Here is a 24,248-nt window from a genome sequence, read left to right as displayed (position 1 = left end):
CGGCGGGTGCGGACGGGAGTGATGCGTCCGACACTATGTCCAGCTTTGCCAGGAATGTTTCGGCGATGCTCGAGCGGACGGAATACCGTCGCTGCGACAAGGGCGAAGACCTCGAGGACATTTACCGGCTGCGCTACAAGTCGTATCGCTCCAACGATATGGTGCCCGACAACGAGAACCATACCATTCACGACGAACTCGACGACGCGCCGAATGTCTTTCGTTTCGGCGTCTACATCGACCAGGAACTCGTCAGCACGCTGCGCATCCATCACGTCACGCTGGCGACGCCGATGTCGCCTTCCACCAAGGCTTTCGGCGATATCGTCATGCCGATGCTGGCCGAGGGACTGAGCTTCATCTGTCCCAGCCGGTTCGCCTCCGACCCCGACTGGTCACGCGTCTATCCGCAAATTCCCTACCTAACATTGCGGCTCGCCGGCATGGCGTGTTTCCATTTCAACGCGCCTTACTGCCTGTCGACCATTCGCGAGGACCACGCCGGCTTCTACAAGCGGATCTACTATTCCGAGAAGATCAGCGAGGCCCGCGCCTATCCCGGCGTCTACAACAAGGTCGTGCTCTACCGTGCCGACGTCAATGCGATCCGCGAGCGGTCCCTCTCCCGGTTCCCGTTCTTCCGTTCGACTCCGATGGAGCAGCGTATGCTGTTCGACATGCCCGACGTCGGTGAACTCGCGCCGCTGACCATCCTGCCCACAGCCAAGTATTTTCGCAAAGCCGCCTGATGTACGTCGCCCAAAAGCGCGCAGTGGTTTTGGGACAACAACATGCACCTAAACAAGGCAAGTCATTCGGCAACTTTGCAGCCTGGCCATGGAGCTTTCCGGCCGCTTCGGCGTTCTGGCAAGCGCGCCGGTGGCGCATGAACGACGTCGACCCGCATAGCGTTGGCGGCAATCCTATCGAAAGGAAACGACATGACCATTTCCACGCTCGCACTCACTCCGCTTATCTCGCTGATTGCCGGCGTGCTGATCTTGGTGATGCCGCGACTCCTCAACTACATCGTCGCGCTCTATCTGATCGTCGTTGGCCTGCTCGGGCTGTTTCCGCAGCTTGCCGGTTGATGTGACAAGGTTCAGCCGCAAGGAAGTGCAAGGCGGCAGCCACGGTCACCTCAGGAACATCCTCTCTGCATCGGGCAGCTTCAACTTTGCTTTGAGGCTGTTGTCGCCAGCGATGCGGCAATAGCGCCATTGCCCTCGGCTTGGCTTTTCGCTATGTGCCTGAAAGATGTCTCCGAAGGGGTATTCCTATGGCTGATCACTCGCCGACCGGTCCTGTCGAACTAGGCGCGAAGATGGACTATGCCGAGCACGACCGCACCTATGCCGGCTTTGTCATGCTCGCCAAATACGGGTCGCTGTTTTGCGCCGCCGTGCTTCTCGCAATGGCTTTCGGCTTCTTTGCGGGAGGCTTCTTCTCGGCATTTGTCCTGTTCGTTCTGATCCTCGCCCTCGGCGCTTTCATTCTCCGGTAAATTCTTCAAAACCCCTTGCCCGTGACATCGCCGGAAGTCCGGCCGGCGTCCTGCGCAGACAGGTTCCAGCCGAAAGGATCATGCGGTGGGACAGACGATTTTCATCCCTCGTGAGCTCGATGCGATCGAGCCGCGCGTTGCTGCCTCGCCCGACACGGTGAAGCGGCTGGCGGGGCTGGGGTTCAACGTGATCGTCGAAAGCGGCGCCGGCACGGCATCTCGCATTCCTGACGAGGAGTTCGGTAAGGCCGGCGCTGTGATCGGTAAGGCCGCCGATGTCGCCAAGGCCGATGTGGTGCTGAAGGTGCGCCGGCCTGATGAGGCGGAGCTGAAGGCCTATCGCCCGGGCACTGCCGTCATCGCCATCATGGATCCCTATGGCAACGATGCTGCCGTCGATGCTCTGGCAAGGGCCGGCGCCACCGCGTTCTCGATGGAGTTCATGCCGCGCATCACGCGCGCCCAATCGATGGACGTCCTGTCCAGCCAGGCGAACCTCGCCGGCTATCAGGCGGTGATCGACGCGGCTGCGGAATATGACCGGGCGCTGCCGATGATGATGACGGCGGCCGGCACGGTGCCGGCGGCGAAAGCCTTCATCATGGGCGTCGGCGTCGCCGGCCTGCAGGCCATTGCAACTGCAAGGCGGCTTGGCGCCGTCGTCACCGCCACTGACGTGCGCCCCGCAGCCAAGGAACAGGTCGCCTCGCTTGGCGCAAAGTTTCTGGCGGTCGAGGATGAGGAGTTCAAGGCGGCCGAGACGGCTGGCGGCTACGCCAAGGAAATGTCTAAGGAATACCAGGCCAAGCAAGCGGCGCTGACCGCCGAGCACATCGCCAAGCAGGACATCGTCATCACCACCGCGCTGATCCCCGGCCGTCCGGCGCCGAAGCTGGTTTCAGCCGCGATGGTCGCCTCGATGAAGCCGGGCTCGGTGATCGTCGATCTCGCGGTCGAACGTGGCGGCAATGTCGAAGGCGCCGTGCCCGGGCAGGTGGTGACCACGGCCAACGGGGTGAAAATCATCGGCCATCTCAACGTACCGGGCCGCGTCGCGGCCTCCGCCTCGCTGCTCTACGCCAGGAACCTTTTTGCGTTCCTCGAGACACTGGTCGACAAGACCACGAAGACGCTTGCCATCAACCGCGACGACGACTTGGTCAAGGCGACGATGCTGACCGATGGCGGGCAGGTTGTGCATCCGGCTTTCATCGGCAAGCCGGCGGTGATGATCGCCTCGGCCGAGCCTGCGAAGCCCGTTGCTGGAGAAAAACCGGCCGCGCCAAAGAAAGCTGCCACATCCAGGAAACTTGCCGCACCCAAGTCGCTCGCTAACAAGCCGAAAGGGATCGCGTGATGGACCAGACCTTGCAGAAAGCCCTTGACCAGCTCGATCAGGCGACCGCCGCCGTCCGTCTCGCTGTGCAGGATCTGGCCACAGCTCCAGGCGGCACCGATGCGGCGGGCGACGCCGCGCACGCGCTGTCCGGCGGGGCGATCGATCCGTTCGTCTTCCGCTTTGCCATTTTTGTCCTGGCAATCTTCGTCGGCTATTACGTGGTCTGGTCGGTCACACCGGCGCTGCACACGCCGCTGATGGCCGTCACCAACGCCATTTCCTCGGTCATCGTCGTCGGCGCGCTGCTTGCCGTCGGCATCTCGGCGTCCGGCATCGCCACCGGCTTCGGTTTCGTCGCGCTGATGCTGGTCTCGGTCAACATCTTCGGCGGCTTTCTCGTCACCCAGCGCATGCTGGCGATGTACAAGAAGAAGGACAAGTAGAGCGACATGAACGCCAACTTCGCCTCCTTCCTCTACCTGGTTTCCGGCATCCTGTTCATCCTGGCATTGCGCGGCCTGTCGCACCCGACCACGAGCCGTCAGGGCAACATGTACGGCATGATCGGCATGGGCATCGCCATTGCCACCACGCTGGCGCTGGCGACCCCTTCGGCGGGGGGCTTCGGCCTCATCGTGCTCGGCCTTTTGATCGGCGGCTCTGTCGGCGCGATCACCGCGCGGCGCATCGCCATGACCTCGATGCCGCAGCTGGTCGCCGCCTTCCACTCGCTGGTCGGCCTTGCCGCCGTCATGGTCGCGGCTGCCGCCATCTACGCGCCGGAAAGCTTCGGCATCGGCACCGTTGCCGACATCCACGCCCAGGCGCTGATCGAGATGAGCCTCGGCGTCGCCATCGGCGCCATCACCTTCACCGGCTCGGTCATCGCCTTCCTCAAGCTAGACGGTCGCATGTCGGGCAAGCCGATCATGATCGGCGGCCGCCATTTCATCAACGCCGCCCTCGGCATCGCGCTGATCGTGCTGATCGTGCTGCTGGTCACCAGCGAGTCCAAGCTGGTGTTCTGGCTGATCGTGGCGGCATCGCTTGTCCTTGGTGTCCTGCTCATCATCCCGATCGGCGGTGCCGATATGCCGGTTGTCGTCTCGATGCTGAATTCCTATTCGGGCTGGGCGGCTGCAGCCCTCGGCTTCACGCTCGGCAATCTGGCGCTGATCATCACCGGCGCGCTCGTCGGCTCGTCCGGCGCGATCCTCTCCTACATCATGTGCAAGGGCATGAACCGGTCATTCATCTCGGTCATCCTCGGCGGCTTCGGCGGCGAGACTTCCGCCGCTGCCGACGACGGCATCGAGCGCACGGTCAAGCAGGGCTCGGCCGATGATGCCGCCTATCTGATGATGAACGCGCAGAAGGTGATCATCGTGCCGGGCTACGGCATGGCGGTCGCCCAGGCGCAGCATGCGCTACGCGAGATGGCCGACAAGCTCAAGGCCAGTGGTGTCGACGTGAAGTACGCCATTCATCCGGTCGCCGGCCGCATGCCCGGCCACATGAACGTCCTCCTTGCCGAAGCCAATGTGCCGTACGACGAAGTGTTCGAACTCGAGGATATCAACTCTGAATTCGCGCAGGCCGATGTCGCCTATGTCATCGGCGCCAACGACGTCACCAACCCGTCCGCGCGGGATGACAAGAGCTCCCCTATATTCGGCATGCCGATCCTCGACGTTGACAAGGCCCGCACCTGCCTGTTCGTCAAGCGCTCGCTCGGCTCCGGCTATGCCGGCATCGACAACACGCTGTTCTACAAGGACGGCACCATGATGCTGCTCGGCGATGCCAAGAAGATGACCGAGGAGATCGTCAAGGCCATGGATCATTGATCCGGATTCGCGGTCCAGTGCACCGCTAATTGCTCGGAAAAAAGCCCGGCTCCGCGCCGGGTTTTTCTTGACTTGAACATCCGGCCTGCACCGTCTTTGCTCCCATGCCGGTTTCAGCGCTACGATGAACAAATTCTGTTCCGGGCTTTGTCACCAAACGGAGGCACTGGTGTCCGACCCTCATCCTGTTGCGTCGCCGACCAAGACCAGCCCGCCGGCCTCCGGAAAGGCGCCGCGCAAGCTCAGCCAGGCCGTGGTGATCGTGCATGGCATGGGCGAACAGCGACCCATGGGCACGCTGAGGGAATTTGTTCAGGCTGTTTGGAGTCACGACCCTGCTCGCGTGCCGTTTTACGCCCGTGTCGCCGATTCGGACGGTCCCGCCGGCTCGAAGATCAACCAGAGCTGGATCACGCCTGACAGCCGCACGAACTCGCACGAACTTCGCCGGATCACCACCCCTTACGATGTCGATGGCCGCCGCACTGATTTCTACGAGCTTTACTGGGCCGACATCACGCAAGGCACGACGCGGGGCCGGCTTGCGGCCTGGGTGACAAATCTGCTCTGGCGCAAGCCCGCCGACATTCCGCGCGACGCCCGCGGGCTCTATGTCGTTACGCTTCTGGCCGTCATAACAGTCTTGGGCGCGGCGCTCGTGCTCGCGACCTCGGCCTTGCAAGGGTATATTTCCTGGACCACGGGCATGCTCGTCACGATCCTGGCCTCGTTCGTCGTCTGGTCGGTGGACCGGTTCGGTCTTCCTTATTTCGGTGATGTGGCCGCCTATGTCCGTGCTGAAGCGGCAACCGTCGAGAAGCGCGCGCTTGTCCGCGACCGTGGCCTGACGCTGCTGAGGCGTCTCATGATGGACGATACCTACGACCGCATCGTGCTGGTCTCACACAGCCTGGGATCAATCATCGCCTATGATCTGCTGCAGATATTGTGGGCTGATTTCAGGCCGCGAAAGCTGGAAGCGGTCCGCGACAAGGCGAGACTGAAAGCGATCCGCGCCGTCGACAGCGCTACGCTAAACGCCGAAGGTTCTGCGTGGCCCGACAGCTTGGATGACCTCTCCGGATTCCGGCGAGATCAATGGGAACTCTATCGCCAGCTCCGCGCCAGGGACGACGATCATCCATTGCCGTGGAAGATCAGCGATTTCGTCACGCTCGGCAGCCCGCTGACCCACAGCGAATTTCTGGTGACCTACAATCTCGCCGAATTCAGGCGCGGCATCGCTGAGCGGCTGTTCTCGGCGTGTCCGCCAATCGCCGATACGGCGGCCGGTGGAACCGTCCTCTATCAGGAAGGGCGCAGCCGTTCGGGCAGGCCGCAGCGGGCGGTGCATCATGGCGCTGTATTTGCCGCGACGCGCTGGACCAACATCTTCGACAGGGGCAATGGCTGGCTGACGGGCGACCCGATCTCCGGACCGATGGCGGAAAATTTCGGCCCCGGCGTGGAGAACATTCAGGTCGAGCTGCGCAGTTCGCTTGGCCGCATCTTCACCCACAGGCTCTATTGGTCGCTGAAGGCGACCGGCGTCGAGGTCGCCGCAGCGGCCGAAACGCCGCCGCGCTCGCATATCGAGGTGCTGCGCGACGCCGTCGATCTCGGCCGCAAACTGGAGCCAAGCCAGGCGGTGTCCACGGTTTTTGCCGGAAAGTAAGAGCCGGCGCTCGTTTCGGTGAACCGGCGCTGGCAATCACCCCATCGAAACAGCCTGTCTATGCAGGGGCAGTGTCCCTGCATAGAAGAAACCGTCAAGCACCGATCAGGGGTTGGTCAGGAAGACCGCCTCCTCGTCGTCGCGCTGCCTGCCGCCAAGGGCTGCCGCGGCGCTTGCGATGAAAGCGCCGACAACCAGCGACAGTGCGCCAAGCAGCGCGAAGGTGGCACCGGCTTTCCTGGCGGTATCGGCAGCCTGCTGAGCCTGAACCTTCGCCTCTTCGACCCTGGCAAGCACGGCATCGACACGAGCCCTAGCATCCGGTTCCGACAGCCCGGCTCGGGCAGCCACCAGCTGCGACAGATAGGTCTTGTCGTCGGCAGACACTTCTCCTGCTGCTGCGCTCGCGATCAAAATGCGCGAAGCCTGCGCCGTCGCCGCCGCATCGCTCTCTGGGCTGGCGGCAGCAAGCCTGGCCGCATCGGCCGGGCGGAACAATGCATCGACGAAGTACGACGTTGCGTTGTCGGTCGCGGCGCCTCCAGCGTTTGCAGTGGCACCTGCCGAAGCGCCCATTGCCGCGCCCGACGCGACTGTCGAAGCGGCCTGGACGCCGGTTCCGACAGCTGCGGAAAGCGCCGAGCCGAGCACGCCGGCGACGAGCAACGTTGCAAGCGCCCAGGCGAGGAAGCCGTGGGCGGTATCGCGGAAAAAGACTTCATCGGTGTGGACGCCGACCCATTTGGTGCGCAGGCGCCCGGCAAGATAACCGCCGGCAGCCGACGACAGCCACTGCACGATGATCAGCCACGCGGCGGTGGAGGCCGCGAAAGTTGTGACCGATGTGCTTAAGCCGGACCACGGCGAAACCATGGTCAGCCCGAGCCCGGAGCCGAGCAACATCAGGATCAGTGTTAGCCCCGAGGCAGCAAAGGCGCCGGCCACGATCGGCCCCCAGCTGACAGCGGTGGAAGAGGATTCCGTCGGTGCGGAAACGTCGACAGCCGTTAGGGTTGACTGCATGTCAGCCCCCTACCGTGCGAAAAGCATGATGAGAATAATGATCGGAATCGGGACTCCGAGAAGCCAGAGCAAAATGCCACGTCCCATGAGTGCCTCCTGCGGCGATTGTGATCAATCACAATGCCTTGGAAGCCTTTCCGTTCCGACCGGGCCCTCCTCAGTGAACCTTTGTTGCGATGCAGCAGACATCATTGGCAGGCCTAGGTCTACCAACGATGTCTCGAGCGCTCGAAATTGAGCGCCCGGCCTGGGCTTTAAATATCCAGATTGGCGACGGACAGCGCGTTTTCCTGGATGAACTCGCGCCTGGGCTCGACCTCGTCGCCCATCAGCCGCGAAAACAGCGAGTCGGCGTCCGTCGCGTCATTGACCTTGACCTGCAAAAGCGAGCGCACGTTCGGGTCGAGCGTGGTTTCCCAGAGCTGCTCGGCGTTCATCTCGCCGAGGCCCTTGTAGCGCTGCATGGTCAGGCCCTTGCGGCCGGTGGCAAACACGGCGTTGAGCAGCGCCAGCGGTCCCGAGATGGTTTCCGACACATCCTTGCGGCGCAGCACCGGCGGCTCGCCATAGACTTCTGCGAGGCGCGGTGCGTAGCGGTCGATCTGGCGAGCGTCGGCCGAGTTGATCAACGCGAGATCGAGATGCGCGAATTCCTTGACGCTGCGCACCGTGCGCTCGAACACATAGCCGCCGACCCCTTCGTTTGAGGTCGACATGCGGCCCGTCCAGCCGCGTTCAGTGTCCTCGGCGATGATGTCGAGACGCCGGGCGACGCGATCGGCCATGGCGTTGGCCCGGCCGAGATCGGCGAAAACGTCCGGGTTGAGCGCGCCGGCAATCGCGGCCTGCTCGACTACGCCTCTGTTGTAGCGCGTGTGCAGCCCGTTGATGAGTTGGCGCACCGCCAGCGCATCGTCGATGGCGCTGCGCAGGTCCTGTCCGGCCCGCACCTCGCCGGTGCTGAGCGCAAGCGACGCCTCCTCCAGCCCCGAGCCGATCAGGAATTCCTCGAAGGCGCTTTCGTCCTTGAGGTATTGCGAGCTTTTGCCGCGCGTCACCTTGTAGAGCGGCGGCTGGGCGATATAGAGATGGCCGCGCTCGATCAGCTCGGGCATCTGCCGAAAGAAGAAGGTCAGCAGCAAGGTGCGGATGTGGGCGCCGTCGACGTCTGCGTCGGTCATCAGGATGATCTTGTGATAGCGCAATTTGTCGGCGTTGAACTCGTCCTTGCCGATCGAAGTGCCGAGCGCGGTGATCAGCGTACCGATCATGTCGGAGCCTAGCATGCGGTCGAAGCGAGCCCGCTCGACATTGAGAATCTTGCCGCGCAGGGGAAGAATGGCCTGGTTCTGACGCGAACGGCCGCCCTTGGCCGAGCCGCCGGCGCTGTCGCCCTCAACGATGAAGATTTCGGACTTCGCCGGGTCGCGTTCCTGGCAGTCGGCCAGCTTGCCGGGCAGCGAGGTGACGCCGAGCGAGCTCTTGCGGGTGATGTCGCGCGCCTTGCGCGCGGCTTCGCGCGCCGCTGCCGCCTGGATGACCTTCTCGATGACCACCTTGCCCTCGGTCGGGTGCTCTTCGAGCCAGGTGCCGAGAGCTTCGTTGACGAGCCCTTCCACTACCGGACGGACTTCGGACGAGACCAGCTTGTCCTTGGTCTGCGAGGAGAATTTCGGGTCGGGAACCTTGACCGACAGCACGGCCGTCAGCCCTTCGCGGCAATCGTCGCCGATCAGCGCCACCTTCTCCTTCTTGGTGAGGCCCGAGGATTCGCCGTAGCCGGTTATCTGGCGCGTCAGCGCGCCGCGAAAGCCGGCAAGATGCGTGCCGCCATCGCGTTGCGGAATGTTGTTGGTGAAGGCCAGCACGTTCTCGTGGTAGCTGTCGTTCCACCACATGGCGACCTCGACGGTGATGCCGTCACGCTCGGCTTTGATCGCAATCGGCTTGTCGATCAGCGGTTTCTTGACGCGGTCGAGATATTTGACGAACTCCTCCAGCCCGCCATCATAGTGCAGCTCATGGCGCACGACGTCGGCATGGCGGGCATCGGTCAGAACGATGCGAACGCCGGAATTCAGGAAAGCGAGTTCGCGCAGCCGGTGCTCCAGCGTGCCGAAGTCGAACTCGACCATGGTGAACGTCTCGGCTGACGGGAAAAAGGTGATCTCGCTGCCGCTGCGCCCCTCATAAGTGCCGGCAACCTTGCGCTGTTCGTAGGTGCCGGTGACCCTCAGCGGCGCGTCGGCATTGCCGTGCGTGAAGCTCATCTCGTAGATCTGGCCGTTGCGGCGGATCTTCAGCTTCAGCCAGCCCGACAGCGCGTTGACTACCGAGACGCCGACGCCGTGCAGACCGCCGGACACCTTATAGGAGTTCTGGTCGAACTTGCCGCCGGCATGCAGCTGCGTCATGATCACTTCGGCCGCCGAAATGCCTTCGCCGGTGTGGATATCGGTCGGAATGCCGCGGCCATTGTCGATCACCGTCACCGAACCATCGGGGTTGAGCGTTACCGTGACAAGGTCGGCATGGCCGGCCAGCGCTTCATCGATGGCGTTGTCGACGACCTCGTAGACCATGTGATGCAGGCCCGACCCGTCGTCGGTATCGCCGATATACATGCCAGGCCGCTTGCGGACGGCATCCAACCCCTTCAAAACCTTGATGGAATCGGCGCCGTACTCGGCCTCAGCGCCGTTGGCGTTGTCGTTCTGATCGCTCATGAAAACCTGTCTGATTGATGCCGCACATCCAGCGCAGAAATCGGCTCCGAATCGCGCGTCTTTGATGTCCTAGATATAAGTGCAAAAGGCGGTTTTTCCAAGGTTTGCAAGCATTTCCGAATGGAAGAAGAGCACGCTCGGCCGGCCATGGCATCGGACCCAAAAAGTGGATCGGTTTTGGAACAGAGCGGCGGCAACAAGAGCAGGCCGCCCTGTTCCGGCATCAGGTACTTTCCAGTGCCTCGGTTACATTCCGGAGAGGCCGGCGACATGGACGCTTGCCTTACCAGCCACTACATTGAGGTGACCAGCGGAGCACGCCATGGACAGTCAGCCCGCCCCCTTCGTCCCGCCGGCACCGAAGCCGCGAACCTCGCCGCCTTCGACGCTGGAGATGATCCGCATCGTCTATCGCAATCCGCTCGAACTGTGGGGCGAGCCGACCTACAACGAACCCTGGATTTCGGTGACCGGCATCGGCGGGCCGCTGGTCATCGCCAATGACCCCGGCCTCATTCGCCACGTGCTGGTCGACAATGCGAAAAACTACAAGATGGCGACGGTGCGTCAGATGATCCTGCGGCCGATCCTGCGCGACGGCCTGCTGACCGCTGAGGGCGAGGTATGGAGGCGCTCGCGCAAGGCGATGGCGCCGGTGTTCACGCCGCGGCACATCTTCGGTTTTGCCGAGCCGATGCTGAGGCGCACACGGGAGTTCGTCACGCGCTACGAGGGCGGCGGCACGTCGGACATCGCCCATGACATGACGCTGCTTACCTTTGACATCCTGGCCGAGACGCTGTTTTCCGGTGAGATATCAGGTGAGCCGGGCAGCTTCGCCAAGGAGATCGACCGGCTGTTCGAGACCATGGGCCGCGTTGATCCGCTCGATCTGTTGCGGGCGCCCGATTGGCTGCCGCGCCTGACCCGCATCCGCGGCCGCAAGACCATGGCCTATTTCCGCAAGATCGTCACCGACACCGTCAAGATGCGCGAAGAGCGGGTCAAGCGCGATCCGGACAAGGTGCCGCAGGATTTTCTCACGCTTTTGCTCAAGGCGGAGGGACCGGACGGGCTGACGCGCGCCGAGGTCGAGGACAACATCATCACCTTCATCGGTGCCGGCCATGAGACCACGGCGCGTGCACTTGGATGGACGCTCTATTGCTTGGCCGAAGCGCCTTGGGAGCGCGAAAAGATCGAGCGCGAGATCGACGCGGTGCTGGCGCGCGAGTCCGATCCGACAAAGTGGCTCGACGCCATGCCGTTCACCCGCGCCGCCTTCGACGAGGCGCTCAGGCTCTATCCGCCGGCGCCGTCGATCAACCGCGAGCCGATCGAACCCGAAATCTGGAACGGCCTCTATATACCGAGGCGCGCCGCGGTGCTGGTCATGCCGTGGGTTGTTCATCGCCATCGCAAGCTGTGGGAGCGGCCCGACGCGTTCATGCCCGAACGCTTCCATCCGGGAAATCGCGAGAAGATCGACCGCTTCCAGTATTTACCGTTCGGCGCCGGTCCTCGCGTCTGCATCGGCGCCAGCTTTGCCATGCAGGAGGCGATCATCGCTCTGGCGATCATGCTGTCGCGTTTCCGCTTCGACACCACCGCCGAGACTAAGCCGTGGCCGGTGCAGAAACTGACGACGCAACCGCAGGGCGGCCTGCCGATGCAGGTCACGCGGCGCCTTTAGTGAGCGCCTGATTGGCTAGGCCGCCGTCTTGCGCTGGAACTGGCCCGCGGCCCGGTAACGCCAGAGATAGCTGGGCAGGATGCTGCCGATCGACTGTGGCTGGATATCGAGACCGGCGAGCGTCCTGTTTTCCCTGGTGGCCGCTTCCGACACGACGTTGTGCTCGCGCAATTGCAGGACCTGATCCTTGGTCAGCAGTGGATTGGGCAAAAGCCCGAGAATCGATGCCTGCATGTTCGCCACCCACCAAGGCACCGACACCAGAAGTCGCTTGCGGTCGATCATGGCAAGCATTTCCTGCATGCATTGCTTGAAGGTGAGCACCTGCGGCCCGCCAAGCTCATAGATCCGGCCGCCCTGGACTTTGCCGTCGACCGAGCGCGCCACCGCTTCGGCGACATCGCCGACATAGACCGGCTGGAATTTGGTCTGCCCACCGCCGATCAGCGGCAGGACCGGCGAATAGCGCGCCATATTGGCGAACCGGTTGAAGAAGCTGTCCTCCGGCCCGAAATTGATCGACGGCCGCAAGATGACGGCATCGCTGATCGTTTCCAGGACCGCTTTTTCGCCGAGCGCCTTGGTGCGCGCGTAGTCCGATTGCGCGTTCAGATCGGCGCCCAGAGCCGAGATATGGGTGAGGCCAGCGCCGACGGCGCGCGCCGCTTCGGCGATGGCGCGTGCGCCGAATTCATGGACGGAGGTGAATTTCTGCCGGCCGCTCTCATGCAGGATGGCCACCAGATTGACGACATGATCGGCGTCTTGCACGGCGCGGTCGACCGACCAGCGCACGCGAACATTGGCCTGCACCGGCTGGATCTGGCCGACATTGCCGAGCGGCTGCAGATGGCCGGCGAGATCGGGCCGGCGGCAGGCGACCCTTATGCGGTAGCCGCGCCTGGCCAGCGCCCGCACGACGTGACGGCCGACAAAGCCGGAACCGCCGAACACGACGACGAGCTTTGGGGTCTGCAGGATTTCGGTCATTGCTGGCTCCGGCGCAGTTTCCAGATTTACTGGTGCTTGACTGAAGCCGTTTCTTAGTCCGTTTCGCGCCAAAGGCAAAGGGCGACGATAAGTCGCCGGAGGTTTCGACCGCGTCAGAACGCCCTGCCTATGCGTGCGTCGACCGATTGGCGGTTGCCGCCGCGAATGACGAAGAAGAACAGGATCGCCGCCCAGAGCAACGATTTTTCGGCGCCCGAAAAGCCCTCGCCCATAGTGATCCAATGGAACCAGACGGTGACCAGAAGCACGAACATTCCGGCGAAGGCGGCCGGTCGGGTCAAGAGACCTATGGCGATGAAAATGCCTCCGAAGAACTCGGTGCATGCCAAGAGCAGGGACCAAAATGCGCCCGGATAGAAGCCGAGGCCCTCGACCATCTCGGCGGCGCCAAACGGATCGGTGATCTTCTGCGAACCATGAATGGCGAGGAAGATGCCGGCTACGGCACGCAGGATGGTTTCAGAGGTGGTGTGCAGCGCCGCATAAAGGCTGCCAAGGGCCGGGACGAAAAGGCTTCTTCTGGAATTGTCGGTGCTTGCGGACATTGGGGCTCCTCTTTTGCTGCTTCGCGCAAACACCCGACCACCTCAGTCAAAGTCAAATGAACAAAAGTTGACTAGAAAGGCGTGTTAACTGACCAGATGCGAGAGAACGCAGAAAACCCCGCCGAAGCGGGGTTTTCGGGGTGACTTCCAAGGTCGGAGTCAGGGTCCGACGGCGTGAGACGCCCGCCCAGCCCGGGACATTCCGACCGGATGTCACCGTCCGGGCAAACCCCACCCCGGACAGGCATTGGTCGCGGCACCGCGCAAAAAGGTTTAGCGGCGGCGAAAAAATCGCAGACAAACTTTTTAGGAAGAATACCGGGCGGCGAATTCGGAGATGCGCTGCACCACGGCTTTCGGAGCCGTTATGCCCCGTGCTGCCGCCTTCTCCGCCGCTTCGGCCCGGGCACGGCCGGGCACATGCACGCCGTAGCGGCGGCGCAACCGTTCGAGCTGGTCCTTCATGCGTTTCTCGAAATCCGGATCGAGCAGCTTAGGCTCGACGGCCAGCACGAAGAGGCCGGTTCCGGGACTGTCCGGTCCGCCGCTGAACCATGGCGCATCGAGCGACCAGTTGGCGCCCGACAGGCCAGCCGCCAGCACTTCGACCATCAGGGCGATGTTGGCGCCGCGCTGGCCGCCGAAGGCCAGCATCGCGCCTTTCATGGCGGCGGCGGGATCGGTGGTCGGGTTGCCGCTCGCGTCCAGTGCCCAGCCTTCTGGAATTTTTCTGCCGTCCTCGGCCGCCTTGCGAATGTTGACGAAGGCAGTGGCGCTCGACGACTGGTCAATGACCAGAGGCGCTCCGTCGGCGGCGGGCGCGGCGAAGGACATCGGGTTGGTGCAGTAGACCGGCTTGACTGAGCCCGAGCCGGCAAGCACGGCGGGCCCGTTCGTCGCGGCGAAGGACACCAGTCCCAGCGCGGCCAGCCGCCCGGTGAAATAACCGAGTGCGCCGCATGTATAGGCGTTCTTCTGCGAAAAGATGGCGACGCCGAACAGACGCGCCGCCTTGGCGAGATTGTCGATGGTGCGGTCGAAGCCGGTATGCGCCAGACCGCCTTTCGCGTCAGAGAGATAGACCGCCAAGGCCGGCCTAGTGATGACCGGTTCGGCCTTGCCGTCGATGCGGCCGGCCTCCAGCGCTTCGAGATAGTCGATGAAATGCGACAACCCGACCGTCGACAGCCCTTCCGCCTCGGCCGCTACTATGGAGGCTGCAAGCGACTGCGCCGCTTCTTCATTGGCGCCGGCGCCGAGCGCCGCCATCCGGCACAGCCCTGTCGCCTGGTCGAGACTGAGTTGCATTTCGTAAGTCCTGAATTTGTGAAACTGTCTCGATGTCAGCCGAGCCGGTTTGGAATCCGCGCCTCGAGCCGGCGGAAGCCGAAGACCAGGATACCGGTAATGGCCATATAGACCAACGCCAGAAGCAGCAAGGGTTCGTAGGTGACGAACAGATCCTGGCGCACCCTCGAGGCTACGGCATAGATGTCGACCATGGTTATGGTCGCCACCAGCGGTGTTGCCTTCAGCTGGAGAACGGTTTCGCCGGCCAGCGTCGGCAGCGCCCGGTGGATCGCCTGCGGAAGCCATACTCGCCTGAACATTTTCCAACGGCTCATGCCGAAAGCTCTGGCCGCCTCGAGTTGACCTTTCGGTACGCCTGCGAAGGCGCCACGCATTACTTCGCCTTCGTAGCCAGCATAGGAAATCGTCAGCGAAAGAACCGCATAGGGCCATGCCTGCCTGAGAATGGGCCAGAGGAACGACTCGCGTATCCACGGAAATTGTGGAAACAGCGAACCGAGTCCGAAGTAGAGCAGCCAGAGCTGGAGCAGCAGCGGCGTACCACGAATAACCGTGCAGAACACCTTGGCCGGAACGCTCAGAATCGGCGGGCCGATCACCTGCGCGAGGCCGAGGGGGATAGCGAGCGCGATGCCCAGAGCCGACGTCACCACCAGCAGCCATATGGTCCGCCATATGCCCTGCAAAGCCAGCGGCAGATAGGTGGGCAGCCAATCCCAGCGCATGAGGAAAATCGACGCCAATATGATAACCAGCGCGATCAGGATCAGCGCTATCCGATGTGGCCGCATCCAGAGCGAAGCTCGGGCGGCGGCGTTAATGACCGGGGTTTCGGCAGCCGCCATCAGTGAGTTCCCGCGATCGAAGGCATGCCGCGTCGCGCCCAGCGCTCAACACGCCCGATGACGACGTTGGAGACGAGGGTCAGAACGAGATAGAGCGCGCCCGCCGCCATGAAGAAGGTGAAATAAGCCTTCGTCGCGCCAGCTGCCGTCCGTGTGGTTTGCGTCAGTTCATTGACGCCGACGATCGCGAGAAGCGCGGTGTCCTTGGTGGCGATCAGCCACAGATTTGCCAGCCCTGGGATAGCGAAGGGCAGCATCGCAGGTAGCGTGATACGCCTGAGAAGCAGGCCGGGGGGCATTCCATACGCCCGCGCGGCTTCGATCTGGCCCTGCGGAATGCCGAGAATCGCGCCGCGCAAGACTTCGGTAGAGTAGGCGCCCTGCACGACCCCGAGCACGCCTATTCCGGCGACAACACCGTTGATATCGATTGCGGCATGGCCGAGCGCGGTGAGCAACTGGTTGATGAGGTCGGTACCAGCGAAATAAAGCAGCAGGATCAGCACCAGTTCGGGCACGGCGCGGACCACGGTGGTGTAGACTTCCAGCAGGTCACGGACCACCGGCCCGCCATAGAGCTTGCCATAAGCGCCGCCGACGCCGATCACAAGACCGACTCCAAAGGAGCCGAAAGCAATTCCGACGGAGTTTGCCAACCCATGCAGAAGGCTGAGACCCCTGCCGTTCGGCGGCTGGAAGGAAAGCAATTCCAGCGAACTGGCTCCGAAGATGGTGGCAAGAACGTCGCTCAGCTTATGTCCCCTGGACTTCCGGGTTGAGGCGCCAATGATGTATCAAGCCGGACGTGCCATCGCGACGATGGCGGCTAGGCATGCCCGGCTTGATGCCGCTGCCGTCAGTTGGACTGCGACTCTTCGCCGTAGATGTCGAAGTCGAAGTACTTCTTGGTGATTTCGGCATACTTGCCATTGGCGCGGATGGCCTTGATTGCGGCATTGAGCTTGTCCTTGAGCTCGGTGTCGCCTTGACGTACGCCGGCGCCGACGCCAGGCCCGAGCACTTCAAGGTCCGGTGCGACATAACCTTTGAGGTCGCAGCACGCTTTGCCTTGATCCGACTTCAAAAACGCGTCGAGCGCGATCGAATCGGCCTGAGTGGCATCGATCCGGCCGGCGGCGAGATCCTGATTTGCCTCGTCCTGCGTCTGGTATTCTTTGATCTCGGCAGCATCGGTGAAGTGCTTCTTGGCGTAAGCAGCGTGCACCGTGGACGCCTGAACGCCGACAATCTTGGCTTTCAGCCCCTCTGGCGTCGCATCGAATTTCTGATCCTTGGCCCCGATCACCGCAGTCGGCGTATTGTAGTATTTCTCCGAAAAATCGATTTCCTTCTTGCGTTCGTCGGTAATGGACATCGAATTCATAATCGCGTCGATCTTCTTGGTTTTAAGCGCCGGGATAAGGCCGTCCCAGGGGATTGGCGTCAATACGCAATCCAGCTTGGCTTCGCTGCAGATGGCGTTGACGATGTCTACTTCCCAGCCACCCCAGTTGCCGGAAGCATCCTGCGAGTAAAACGGCGGATAGGCTTCAGGCGAAAAACCCACCTTGATCTGTTCGGCGCTTGCCGAAAATGCGCCCGACAACGCGATCAGCGTGGCCGCGAGCGCCGTTTTGAGAAAAGGTTTCATTTTTTCATTTCTCCCGTTTTTCGGTTTGACGTTCCCGTCTGCTTTTCTCGCAAGTCATCCAACATTGCGCAGAAACTGCTTCAGCCTTTCGGATTTGGGCGCACCGAAGATCTGCTCCGGTGGCCCTTCTTCCTCGACCAACCCGTTGTAAAGGTAGACGACATGCGTCGCGACTTCGCGGGCGAACTTCATCTCGTGGGTCACCAGCACCATGGTGCGGCCCTCGCGCGCCAGATCGCCGATCACCTTCAGCACCTCGCCGATCAGTTCCGGGTCGAGTGCCGAGGTCGGCTCGTCGAACAGCATGACGCGCGGATTGATGGCCAGCGCCCGGGCGATGGCCGCGCGCTGCTGCTGGCCGCCCGACAGATAGGCCGGATAGACATCGCGCTTTTCGGCCAGCCCGACGCGGGCGAGCAGCTTTTCGGCCTCGGCGATGGCCACGTCGCGCTTGACGCCGAGAACATGCACCGGAACCTCGATTACGTTCTCGATCAGCGTCATGTGGCTCCACAAATTGAAATTCTGAAAGACCATGCCGAGCTTGGAGCGGATGCGCTCGATCTGCTTGCGGTCGGCGGGAACGGTGTGGCCGTGACTGTCGGCCTTCATCCGGATCTCCTCGCCATTGACGCGGATGATTCCGCTGGTCGGGTTCTCCAGGCAATTGATGCAGCGCAGCAGGGTCGACTTGCCCGAGCCGCTGCCACCGATGATGGCGATGACCTCGCCGTCGCGCGCCGACAGCGAAACACCCTTCAGCACATGCAGTTCGCCGAATCTTTTATGCAGGTTCTCGACATGGATGGCTTCGGCGGCGTCGTCCTGCGCCGTGTACTTCAGGGCGGGGGCCGTGCCTTGCGCTATCACCTTTGGGGTGCCTCACGAAGCGGCTGGACCCGTCGCTGCTGGAATTTTTTACCCATTACCATCACTGGACAGACTTCTCATTCTCAAGATGGACCGTTCCGCTTGCCTCCGTCAACCATGCTTTTTTGGACCATTGATCGCGGCTCGCTGAGTGGCTATTGGCTGAATGGGATGTTTCAGGAGCACTTGGTGGGTAAAGCATACGGGTCGCAGTCCATGGCCGGGCCTCTGCAGCGCGTGCTGATGCGGTCCGCCGCAAGCGCCATGCCTCGCGCCAAAGCATCGGAATGGCACTATGGTCCTGGCTTCGATCCGCAAAAGGCCGCCGCCCAGCATCAGGCGCTGACGACGCTGGTTCTGGCATCCGGCGCCGAGATCGAATGGCTGACCGATGCCGATGACGGGCTTGCCGATTCCGTCTTCACACACGATCCTTCACTGATGACCGACCACGGCGCCATCATTCTTGCCATGGGCAAGGCGCTGCGCCTGGCTGAGCCCGGCCTGCACGAGGCGGCCTACAAGCGCATGGGCGTGCCTATCCTGGGCCGCATCGAGCATCCCGGCCAAGTCGAGGGCGGCGACTGCGTCTGGGTGGATTCTCGGACGCTGGCCGTCGGCCGCGGCGTGCGCACCAACCAGGATGGCATCCAGCAACTCGCCAACCTGCTAACACCCAAGGGTATACAGGTCTATGGTTACGACCTGCCGCTCTGGCATGGCGAGGAGGCCTGCCTGCACCTGATGTCGGTGATCAGTCCGCTCGCCGACGATCTGGCGCTGGTCTATGCACCGCTTTTGCCGGCTGCCTTTTACCAGATGCTGCGGGCGCGCGGCATTCGCCTGGTCGAGGGCGACGCCGAGGAGTTCTTCGCCTCCAACGGTCTCAGCCTCAATGTGCTGCCGACCGCGCCGCGCGAGGTGATCGCCGTTGCCGGCTTCCCGAAGACGGCGGCGGCCATGGCGGCCGCCGGCTGCAGGGTTTCAACCTTCGAGGCGGACGCGCTGTGCATTGCCTGCGAGGGCGGACCGACTTGCCTCACACGTCCGGTGCTCAGACAATGACGACAGTCGGCGAAGCGCTCATCACTTTGCTCGAAGCCCATGACGTCGACACGGTCTTCGGCATTCCGGGTGTGCATACTGTCGAACTCTATCGCGGGCTGGCGCGCTCGAAAATCCGCCACGTCACCCCGCGTCATGAGCAGGGCGCCGGCTTCATGGCCGACGGTTATGCGCGCGCCAGCGGCAAGCCTGGCGTCGCCTTCGTCATCACCGGACCGGGACTAACCAACACCATAACCGCCATGGGCCAGGCCCGCGCCGATTCGGTTCCGATGCTGGTGATCTCAGGCGTCAATGCCACGCCGACGCTGGGCAAGGGCCTCGGCCATCTGCACGAACTCCCCGACCAGCGTGGCATGATGGAGAAGGTGGCGCTCTTCTCGCACCGTGTCACCGACGCCGACGAACTGCCGGGCGTGCTTGCCCGCGCCTTTGCCCTGTTTTCGTCATCGCGCGCCGGTCCGGTCCATATCGAGATCCCGACCGACATCATGGTCAAGCCGGCCGACGGCATCGCAGCTTTGCTGACCAATGTCGCGCCGCCCGAACCGGATGCGGCGGCGATAGCAGAGGCGGCAAGGCTTTGCGCGGCTGCCCGCCGCCCGCTGATCCTCGCCGGCGGCGGCGCCAAGAGAGCCGAAGCGCCACTGAAGCGTCTCGCCGAAAGGATGGGAGCGCCGGTTGTCCAGACGGCCAATGCCCGCGGCCTGCTGCATCGCCATCCGCTTGGCGTGCCGGCGAGCCCGAGTCTGAAGGCGGTGCGTGCGCTGATGGCCGAGGCCGATCTGGTCATTGCCGCCGGCACCGAATTCGGCCCGACCGACTATGATGGGTATAGCGACGGCGGCTTTGTCCTGCCGACCAATCTGATCCGCATCGACATCGGCGCCGACCAGCTTGCCCGCCGGCCGGCCCGGATTTCGATCCGGGCCGATTGCGGCGTAGCACTCGAGGCGCTGCTTGCCGAAATCGGCAAGGGCCAGCCGCCATCGGACGACGGTCCGGCTCGCGCCGCTGCGACGAGGCAAGCGGCCTTCGCCGAAATCAGCCCGAGCCTCCAGGCGCAAACACGAGCCGTCGAGGCGATCCGCGATGCGTTGCCAGGCTCGATTATCGTCGGCGATTCGACCCAGCCGGTCTATGCCGCCAACCTCTATTACGATCACGATCGACCGGGCAGTTGGTTCAACGCCGCCACCGGCTTCGGCGCGCTCGGCTATGGTCCGCCGGCGGCGATCGGTGCGGCCCTTGCCGTGCCTGATGCGCCGGTCGTTTGTCTCACCGGCGACGGTGGTTTCCAGTTCACGCTGCCGGAACTGGGCGCCGCGCTCGACGCCTCGGCGCCGGTGATCTTCGTCGTCTGGAACAATCGCGGCTATCGCGAAATCGAAACCTCGATGCTCGATGTCGGCGTCGAGCCGGTCGGCGTCTCGCCAGCGCCGCCTGATTTCTGCAAGCTGGCCGAGGCCTATGGCATTGCCGCCGAGCGGCTTGCCGGCATCGGTCATCTGGCGGACGCACTCCAGCGCGCGCGGGCGACCGGACTGCCGTATGTTATCGAGATCCCGGTCGATTGAGTGCTGTGGCAGCGTCTGCTTGGGGATGCGATCCTCGTCGGATGGCCGCCGGCTTGTGGCGCGTAAACGACACTGTGTCATCGAGATTTCGGTTGAGTGATCGCGCGAAAGGCGCGACCTTCGACGGCGGCGCGGCATATGAGTGACTGGAGCGGTCGAAGATGACGGATACACTGGACGGCAGGCATGTTGTGGTGACCGGCGGCACAGGAGCGCTCGGTGGCGCGGTTGTCGGCAAACTGCTGGAGCAGGGTGCGGTCTGCCATGTGCCGAATGCCCATGCTGCCGCGCCCGCGCATTTTCCCTTCCCGGCACATGAGCGCGTCAGGCTGGCGCACAATGTCGATCTCGCCGATCCCGCTAAGGTCGATGCGTTCTATGCCAGCGTTACCGATTTGTGGGCATCCATCCATCTGGCCGGAGGTTTCACCGCTGCGCCGGTCGAGAAGATCGAGCCCGCGTCCTTTGCCGAAATGATGGATACCAACGCCCGCACCACCTTCCTGTGCTGCCGCGCGGCGATCCGCTCGATGCTGGAATCTTCAGTGTCGGGGCGCATCGTCAATGTCACGGCGCGCGCCGGGCTCGACCTTCGGCGCGGTTCCGGCATGGTCGCCTACGGCGCCAGCAAGGCGGCGGTCGCGGCAATGACGGTGGCGATGGCGGAAGAACTCAAGGGCAAGGGAATCCTGGTCAACGCGGTCGCGCCCTCGACGCTCGACACGCCGGCCACCAGAGCAGACATGCCGGCCGCCGATTTCAGCAAATGGGTCAGCCTCGAAGCGGCCGCTGAGGCCATTGCCTATCTCGCTTCGCCGGCCAATCTGGCGATGAGCGGCACGCTGGTGCCGCTTTACGGCAGGGCCTGACACAACAGGTCGTCGACCAAAGAAAACCCCGCCGGATCGCTCCGGCGGGGTTTTTCGTCACAGCCGCACCGAAATGCGGCAGCAACCAATCTTTAGCTGCCCTGCTTCTTCAGCGCGGCACCCAGGATGTCGCCCAGCGAAGCGCCGGAATCGGTCGAGCCGTACTGGGCGACCGCTTCCTTCTCCTCGGCGATTTCCAGCGCCTTGATCGAGACCTGCAGCTTGCGGGTCTTCTTGTCGAAGGCGATGACGCGGGCGTCGACCTTCTGGCCGACCGTGAAGCGCTCTGGGCGCTGCTCGTCGCGGTCGCGGCTGAGGTCGGAGCGCTTGATGAAGGTCTCGATGCCGCTCTCGACGAGCCGCACTTCCAGACCGCCATCCTTGACGCCGGTGACCTCGCAGGTGACGACCGCGTTCTTGCGCAGTTCGCCTGAAGTCGCCGCCTCGCCGGCCGTGTCCTTGGCCAGCTGCTTGATGCCGAGCGAGATGCGCTCCTTGTCGATGTCGACGTCGAGCACCTGCGCCTTGACCATGTCGCCGCGATTGTACTCCTCGATCACCTGCTCGCCCGGACGGGTCCAGTCGAGGTCGGAAAGATGGACCATGCCGTCGACATCGCCTTCGAGGCCGATGAACAGGCCGAATTCGGTCTTGTTCTTGACCTCGCCCTCGACCTGGCTGCCGACTGGATGGCTGCTGGCGAAAGCCTGCCACGGGTTCTCGAGCGTCTGCTTGAGGCCGAGTGAAATGCGGCGCTTGGCCGGATCGACCTCGAGCACCACCACATCGACTTCCTGCGTCGTCGACAGGATCTTGCCGGGATGGACGTTCTTCTTCGTCCACGACATTTCCGAAACGTGGATGAGGCCCTCGATGCCCGGCTCCAGCTCGACGAATGCGCCATAGTCGGTGATGTTGGTGACGGTGCCCTTGATCTTCTTGCCTATCGGGAATTTCGTTCCGATCTCGGACCACGGATCGCTCTCGAGCTGCTTCATGCCGAGCGAGATGCGGTGGGTTTCCTGGTTGATGCGGATGATCTGCACCTTGACCGTCTGGCCGATGTTGAGGATTTCGGTCGGATGGTTGACGCGGCGCCATGCCATGTCGGTGACATGCAGCAGGCCGTCGATGCCGCCGAGGTCGACGAACGCACCATAATCGGTGATGTTCTTGACGACGCCTTCGACCACTTGGCCTTCTTCGAGGTTCTGCACGATTTCCGAACGCTGTTCGGCGCGGCTTTCCTCGAGCACGGTACGGCGCGACACCACGATGTTGCCTCGGCGGCGATCCATCTTGAGGATCTCGAAAGGCTGCGGATTGTGCATCAGCGGCGAGACGTCGCGAATCGGGCGGATGTCGACCTGGCTGCGCGGCAGGAAGGCCACGGCGCCGTCGAGATCGACGGTGAAGCCGCCCTTGACCTGGTTGAAGATCACGCCTTCGACGCGCTCACCCTTGGTGAACTTCTCTTCGAGACGGACCCAGCTCTCTTCGCGGCGGGCCTTTTCACGGGAAAGCATCGCTTCGCCAAGCGCGTTCTCGATGCGCTCGACATAGACCTCGACCGAGTCCCCGACCTTGAGCGTCGAGTCCTTGCCCTTGACGCCGAATTCCTTCAGCGGCACGCGGCCTTCGACCTTGAGGCCGACATCGATGATGGCCATGTCCTTTTCGATCGCGGTGATCGTGCCCTTGACGACCTGGCCTTCGCCGGAATGGCCGGCGGAAAATGATTCTTCGAGCAGGCTCGCGAAATCATCGCGAGTGGGGTTTGCAACTGACATAGTTTCTCCTGGAATGCCCCGCATCTCAAGCGGGACGGGCGCCGTGGGTTAGCGTTGCGTTGGCCTGCCGGCGTTCCGGGCTTCAGAAAAGCCCTTGGCCGCCTAAGCGGCAATTCCGGCGCATGAAAAATGCTGGCAGGCTGGTTCGTGCACCCGATATAGGTTTCTTTTCGCCGCCGACAATCGGCAGCGGGAGCAAAACCCAGCTCAGGCTTTGTTTCTCTTGGCCAGAACGTCGTCGATGATCGCCCTAGCCGCCAGGAACGCGGCTTCTATAGCCATTTCCGAGGTGTCGAGCAAGTGCGCGTCGGCGGCAGGCTTCAGCGGCGAGTCGGCGCGACCCATGTCGCGCTCGTCGCGGCGCAGGATATCGGCGAGGATTTCGTTGAAATCGGCGGTGCCGCCGATGCTCTCGATCTCGGCCAGCCGCCGCTCTGCCCGCACTTCGGCGCTGGCCGTCACATAGAGCTTGATGTCGGCGTCGGGACAGACGACGGTGCCGATGTCGCGGCCGTCGAGGACGGCGCCCGGCGGCGCCTTGGCGAATTCGCGCTGCTTTTCGACCAGTACGCGCCGCACCGAAGGGAACACCGCCACTTTCGAAGCCGCCTCGCCGACCGCATGCGCCGACAGCACCGACCGGTCGAGCTTGGCCAGGTCGACCTGACGGGCGGCGGTTTCGGCGGCCGACACATTGTCGAGCGGCAGACCGAGCCGAAGCAGCGCATGGGCCACAGCGCGATAGGTGAGGCCGGTGTCGAGCAGGTTCAGCCGGTAGTGGTCGGCCAGCCTTCGCGCCAGCGTGCCTTTGCCGGCGCCGGCGGGTCCGTCGATGGCGATGGTGAAGACGTGTGTCATTGACGGCTCAACGCTTTGTCCGCCCGGCAACAAGCCCTCGCGCCTTCGT

The 24,248-nt window shown here is 63.1% G+C and carries 22 protein-coding genes; 11 read left to right on the top strand and 11 right to left on the bottom strand.

Annotation, left to right across the window (positions count from 1 at the left end; translation table 11 throughout):
- Positions 1–65 precede the first annotated feature (65 nt).
- The 7 genes from A9K68_RS01340 to A9K68_RS01310 all read left to right on the top strand — a co-directional run bounded on the left by A9K68_RS01340 (position 66) and on the right by A9K68_RS01310 (position 6,365).
- Positions 66–749 (top strand): hypothetical protein, encoded by a 684-nt coding sequence (locus tag A9K68_RS01340; RefSeq protein ID WP_246811277.1) that lies wholly within the window; start codon positions 66–68, stop codon positions 747–749.
- Positions 750–941: 192 nt separating this feature from the next.
- The gene (locus A9K68_RS01335; protein WP_065006071.1) at positions 942–1,091 is read left to right on the top strand and encodes a DUF3096 domain-containing protein; all 150 of its coding nucleotides are present in this window, start codon (positions 942–944) and stop codon (positions 1,089–1,091) included.
- Positions 1,092–1,279: 188 nt separating this feature from the next.
- Positions 1,280–1,504, top strand: a complete 225-nt coding sequence (locus A9K68_RS01330; protein ID WP_029347610.1) for an aa3-type cytochrome c oxidase subunit IV — start codon at positions 1,280–1,282, stop codon at positions 1,502–1,504.
- Positions 1,505–1,589: 85 nt separating this feature from the next.
- The gene (locus A9K68_RS01325) at positions 1,590–2,861 is read left to right on the top strand and encodes a Re/Si-specific NAD(P)(+) transhydrogenase subunit alpha (RefSeq protein WP_065006070.1); all 1,272 of its coding nucleotides are present in this window, start codon (positions 1,590–1,592) and stop codon (positions 2,859–2,861) included.
- Entirely contained in the window at positions 2,858–3,286 is a 429-nt protein-coding gene (locus A9K68_RS01320; RefSeq protein ID WP_023796796.1) for an NAD(P) transhydrogenase subunit alpha, read from the top strand. The genes A9K68_RS01325 and A9K68_RS01320 overlap by 4 nt, the downstream gene beginning before the upstream one ends.
- A gap of 6 nt (positions 3,287–3,292) precedes the next feature.
- Positions 3,293–4,690, top strand: coding sequence for an NAD(P)(+) transhydrogenase (Re/Si-specific) subunit beta (locus A9K68_RS01315; protein ID WP_065006069.1), 1,398 nt, complete (start codon positions 3,293–3,295; stop codon positions 4,688–4,690).
- A 169-nt stretch (positions 4,691–4,859) separates the two neighbouring features.
- On the top strand, positions 4,860–6,365 hold the full coding sequence (locus A9K68_RS01310; protein ID WP_156768176.1) for a hypothetical protein: 1,506 nt from the start codon (positions 4,860–4,862) through the stop codon (positions 6,363–6,365).
- Positions 6,366–6,470: 105 nt separating this feature from the next.
- Here the strand turns inward: A9K68_RS01310 and A9K68_RS01305 are convergent, their stop codons facing one another.
- Entirely contained in the window at positions 6,471–7,388 is a 918-nt protein-coding gene (locus A9K68_RS01305; RefSeq protein WP_065006067.1) for a hypothetical protein, read from the bottom strand.
- A gap of 254 nt (positions 7,389–7,642) precedes the next feature.
- On the bottom strand, positions 7,643–10,114 hold the full coding sequence (gene gyrB, locus A9K68_RS01300; RefSeq protein WP_065006066.1) for a DNA topoisomerase (ATP-hydrolyzing) subunit B: 2,472 nt from the start codon (positions 10,112–10,114) through the stop codon (positions 7,643–7,645).
- 322 nt (positions 10,115–10,436) lie between these two features.
- Here gyrB and A9K68_RS01295 point away from each other — a divergent pair, with 322 nt between their 5' ends.
- Positions 10,437–11,807, top strand: coding sequence for a cytochrome P450 (locus A9K68_RS01295; protein ID WP_065006065.1), 1,371 nt, complete (start codon positions 10,437–10,439; stop codon positions 11,805–11,807).
- Between the two features lie 15 nt (positions 11,808–11,822).
- Here the strand turns inward: A9K68_RS01295 and A9K68_RS01290 are convergent, their stop codons facing one another.
- The 7 genes from A9K68_RS01290 to A9K68_RS01260 form a co-directional block, all read right to left on the bottom strand.
- Positions 11,823–12,797: a complex I NDUFA9 subunit family protein gene (locus A9K68_RS01290; protein ID WP_065006064.1), complete on the bottom strand. Its 975-nt coding sequence runs from the start codon at positions 12,795–12,797 to the stop codon at positions 11,823–11,825.
- 113 nt (positions 12,798–12,910) lie between these two features.
- Positions 12,911–13,363 (bottom strand): DoxX family protein, encoded by a 453-nt coding sequence (locus A9K68_RS01285; protein WP_065006063.1) that lies wholly within the window; start codon positions 13,361–13,363, stop codon positions 12,911–12,913.
- Between the two features lie 306 nt (positions 13,364–13,669).
- Entirely contained in the window at positions 13,670–14,671 is a 1,002-nt protein-coding gene (locus A9K68_RS01280; protein ID WP_065006062.1) for an Ldh family oxidoreductase, read from the bottom strand.
- 35 nt (positions 14,672–14,706) lie between these two features.
- Positions 14,707–15,519, bottom strand: a complete 813-nt coding sequence (locus A9K68_RS01275) for an ABC transporter permease (protein ID WP_065006061.1) — start codon at positions 15,517–15,519, stop codon at positions 14,707–14,709.
- Positions 15,519–16,232 carry an ABC transporter permease gene (locus A9K68_RS01270; protein ID WP_065006060.1) on the bottom strand — a complete coding sequence of 238 codons (714 nt, stop codon included), beginning with the start codon at positions 16,230–16,232 and terminating at the stop codon, positions 15,519–15,521. The genes A9K68_RS01275 and A9K68_RS01270 overlap by 1 nt, the downstream gene beginning before the upstream one ends.
- A 143-nt stretch (positions 16,233–16,375) precedes the next feature.
- A complete protein-coding gene (locus tag A9K68_RS01265; RefSeq protein ID WP_065006059.1) occupies positions 16,376–17,170 on the bottom strand; it encodes a transporter substrate-binding domain-containing protein in 795 nt (264 codons plus the stop codon).
- A 54-nt stretch (positions 17,171–17,224) separates the two neighbouring features.
- Positions 17,225–18,037 carry an ABC transporter ATP-binding protein gene (locus tag A9K68_RS01260; RefSeq protein WP_065006162.1) on the bottom strand — a complete coding sequence of 271 codons (813 nt, stop codon included), beginning with the start codon at positions 18,035–18,037 and terminating at the stop codon, positions 17,225–17,227.
- A gap of 219 nt (positions 18,038–18,256) precedes the next feature.
- On the opposite strand from A9K68_RS01260, the gene A9K68_RS01255 reads away from it, so the two are divergent.
- The 3 genes from A9K68_RS01255 to A9K68_RS01245 all read left to right on the top strand — a co-directional run bounded on the left by A9K68_RS01255 (position 18,257) and on the right by A9K68_RS01245 (position 21,551).
- Positions 18,257–19,105, top strand: a complete 849-nt coding sequence (locus A9K68_RS01255; RefSeq protein ID WP_065006161.1) for an arginine deiminase family protein — start codon at positions 18,257–18,259, stop codon at positions 19,103–19,105.
- Positions 19,102–20,682 (top strand): 5-guanidino-2-oxopentanoate decarboxylase, encoded by a 1,581-nt coding sequence (locus A9K68_RS01250; RefSeq protein WP_065006058.1) that lies wholly within the window; start codon positions 19,102–19,104, stop codon positions 20,680–20,682. Before A9K68_RS01255 ends, A9K68_RS01250 begins: the two co-directional genes overlap by 4 nt.
- 161 nt (positions 20,683–20,843) lie before the next feature.
- The gene (locus A9K68_RS01245) at positions 20,844–21,551 is read left to right on the top strand and encodes an SDR family NAD(P)-dependent oxidoreductase (RefSeq protein WP_029347638.1); all 708 of its coding nucleotides are present in this window, start codon (positions 20,844–20,846) and stop codon (positions 21,549–21,551) included.
- Between the two features lie 92 nt (positions 21,552–21,643).
- On the opposite strand, the gene rpsA is transcribed toward A9K68_RS01245, so the two are convergent.
- Together rpsA and cmk are read right to left on the bottom strand one after the other, a co-directional pair.
- Positions 21,644–23,341, bottom strand: coding sequence for a 30S ribosomal protein S1 (rpsA, locus tag A9K68_RS01240; RefSeq protein WP_065006057.1), 1,698 nt, complete (start codon positions 23,339–23,341; stop codon positions 21,644–21,646).
- Positions 23,342–23,548: 207 nt separating this feature from the next.
- Complete coding sequence (gene cmk / locus A9K68_RS01235; RefSeq protein WP_065006056.1) at positions 23,549–24,199, bottom strand: (d)CMP kinase; 651 nt, start codon at positions 24,197–24,199, stop codon at positions 23,549–23,551.
- Positions 24,200–24,248 lie beyond the last annotated feature (49 nt).

This window comes from Mesorhizobium sp. AA22, assembly GCF_001672375.2.
In the GTDB taxonomy this organism is placed as follows: Bacteria; Pseudomonadota; Alphaproteobacteria; order Rhizobiales; family Rhizobiaceae; genus Mesorhizobium; species Mesorhizobium wenxiniae.
This window is presented reverse-complemented; position numbering and strand designations above follow the sequence as displayed.

Coding starts and splice junctions, on each gene's coding strand:
- A9K68_RS01340 (WP_246811277.1), top strand. CDS start 66: ATGCTCGAGCGGACGGAATACCGTCGCTGCGACAAGGGCGAAGACCTC.
- A9K68_RS01335 (WP_065006071.1), top strand. CDS start 942: ATGACCATTTCCACGCTCGCACTCACTCCGCTTATCTCGCTGATTGCC.
- A9K68_RS01330 (WP_029347610.1), top strand. CDS start 1,280: ATGGCTGATCACTCGCCGACCGGTCCTGTCGAACTAGGCGCGAAGATG.
- A9K68_RS01315 (WP_065006069.1), top strand. CDS start 3,293: ATGAACGCCAACTTCGCCTCCTTCCTCTACCTGGTTTCCGGCATCCTG.
- A9K68_RS01305 (WP_065006067.1), bottom strand. CDS start 7,388: ATGCAGTCAACCCTAACGGCTGTCGACGTTTCCGCACCGACGGAATCC.
- gyrB (WP_065006066.1), bottom strand. CDS start 10,114: ATGAGCGATCAGAACGACAACGCCAACGGCGCTGAGGCCGAGTACGGC.
- A9K68_RS01295 (WP_065006065.1), top strand. CDS start 10,437: ATGGACAGTCAGCCCGCCCCCTTCGTCCCGCCGGCACCGAAGCCGCGA.
- A9K68_RS01290 (WP_065006064.1), bottom strand. CDS start 12,797: ATGACCGAAATCCTGCAGACCCCAAAGCTCGTCGTCGTGTTCGGCGGT.
- A9K68_RS01285 (WP_065006063.1), bottom strand. CDS start 13,363: ATGTCCGCAAGCACCGACAATTCCAGAAGAAGCCTTTTCGTCCCGGCC.
- A9K68_RS01280 (WP_065006062.1), bottom strand. CDS start 14,671: ATGCAACTCAGTCTCGACCAGGCGACAGGGCTGTGCCGGATGGCGGCG.
- A9K68_RS01275 (WP_065006061.1), bottom strand. CDS start 15,519: ATGGCGGCTGCCGAAACCCCGGTCATTAACGCCGCCGCCCGAGCTTCG.
- A9K68_RS01265 (WP_065006059.1), bottom strand. CDS start 17,170: ATGAAACCTTTTCTCAAAACGGCGCTCGCGGCCACGCTGATCGCGTTG.
- A9K68_RS01255 (WP_065006161.1), top strand. CDS start 18,257: ATGGCCGGGCCTCTGCAGCGCGTGCTGATGCGGTCCGCCGCAAGCGCC.
- A9K68_RS01250 (WP_065006058.1), top strand. CDS start 19,102: ATGACGACAGTCGGCGAAGCGCTCATCACTTTGCTCGAAGCCCATGAC.
- A9K68_RS01245 (WP_029347638.1), top strand. CDS start 20,844: ATGACGGATACACTGGACGGCAGGCATGTTGTGGTGACCGGCGGCACA.
- rpsA (WP_065006057.1), bottom strand. CDS start 23,341: ATGTCAGTTGCAAACCCCACTCGCGATGATTTCGCGAGCCTGCTCGAA.
- cmk (WP_065006056.1), bottom strand. CDS start 24,199: ATGACACACGTCTTCACCATCGCCATCGACGGACCCGCCGGCGCCGGC.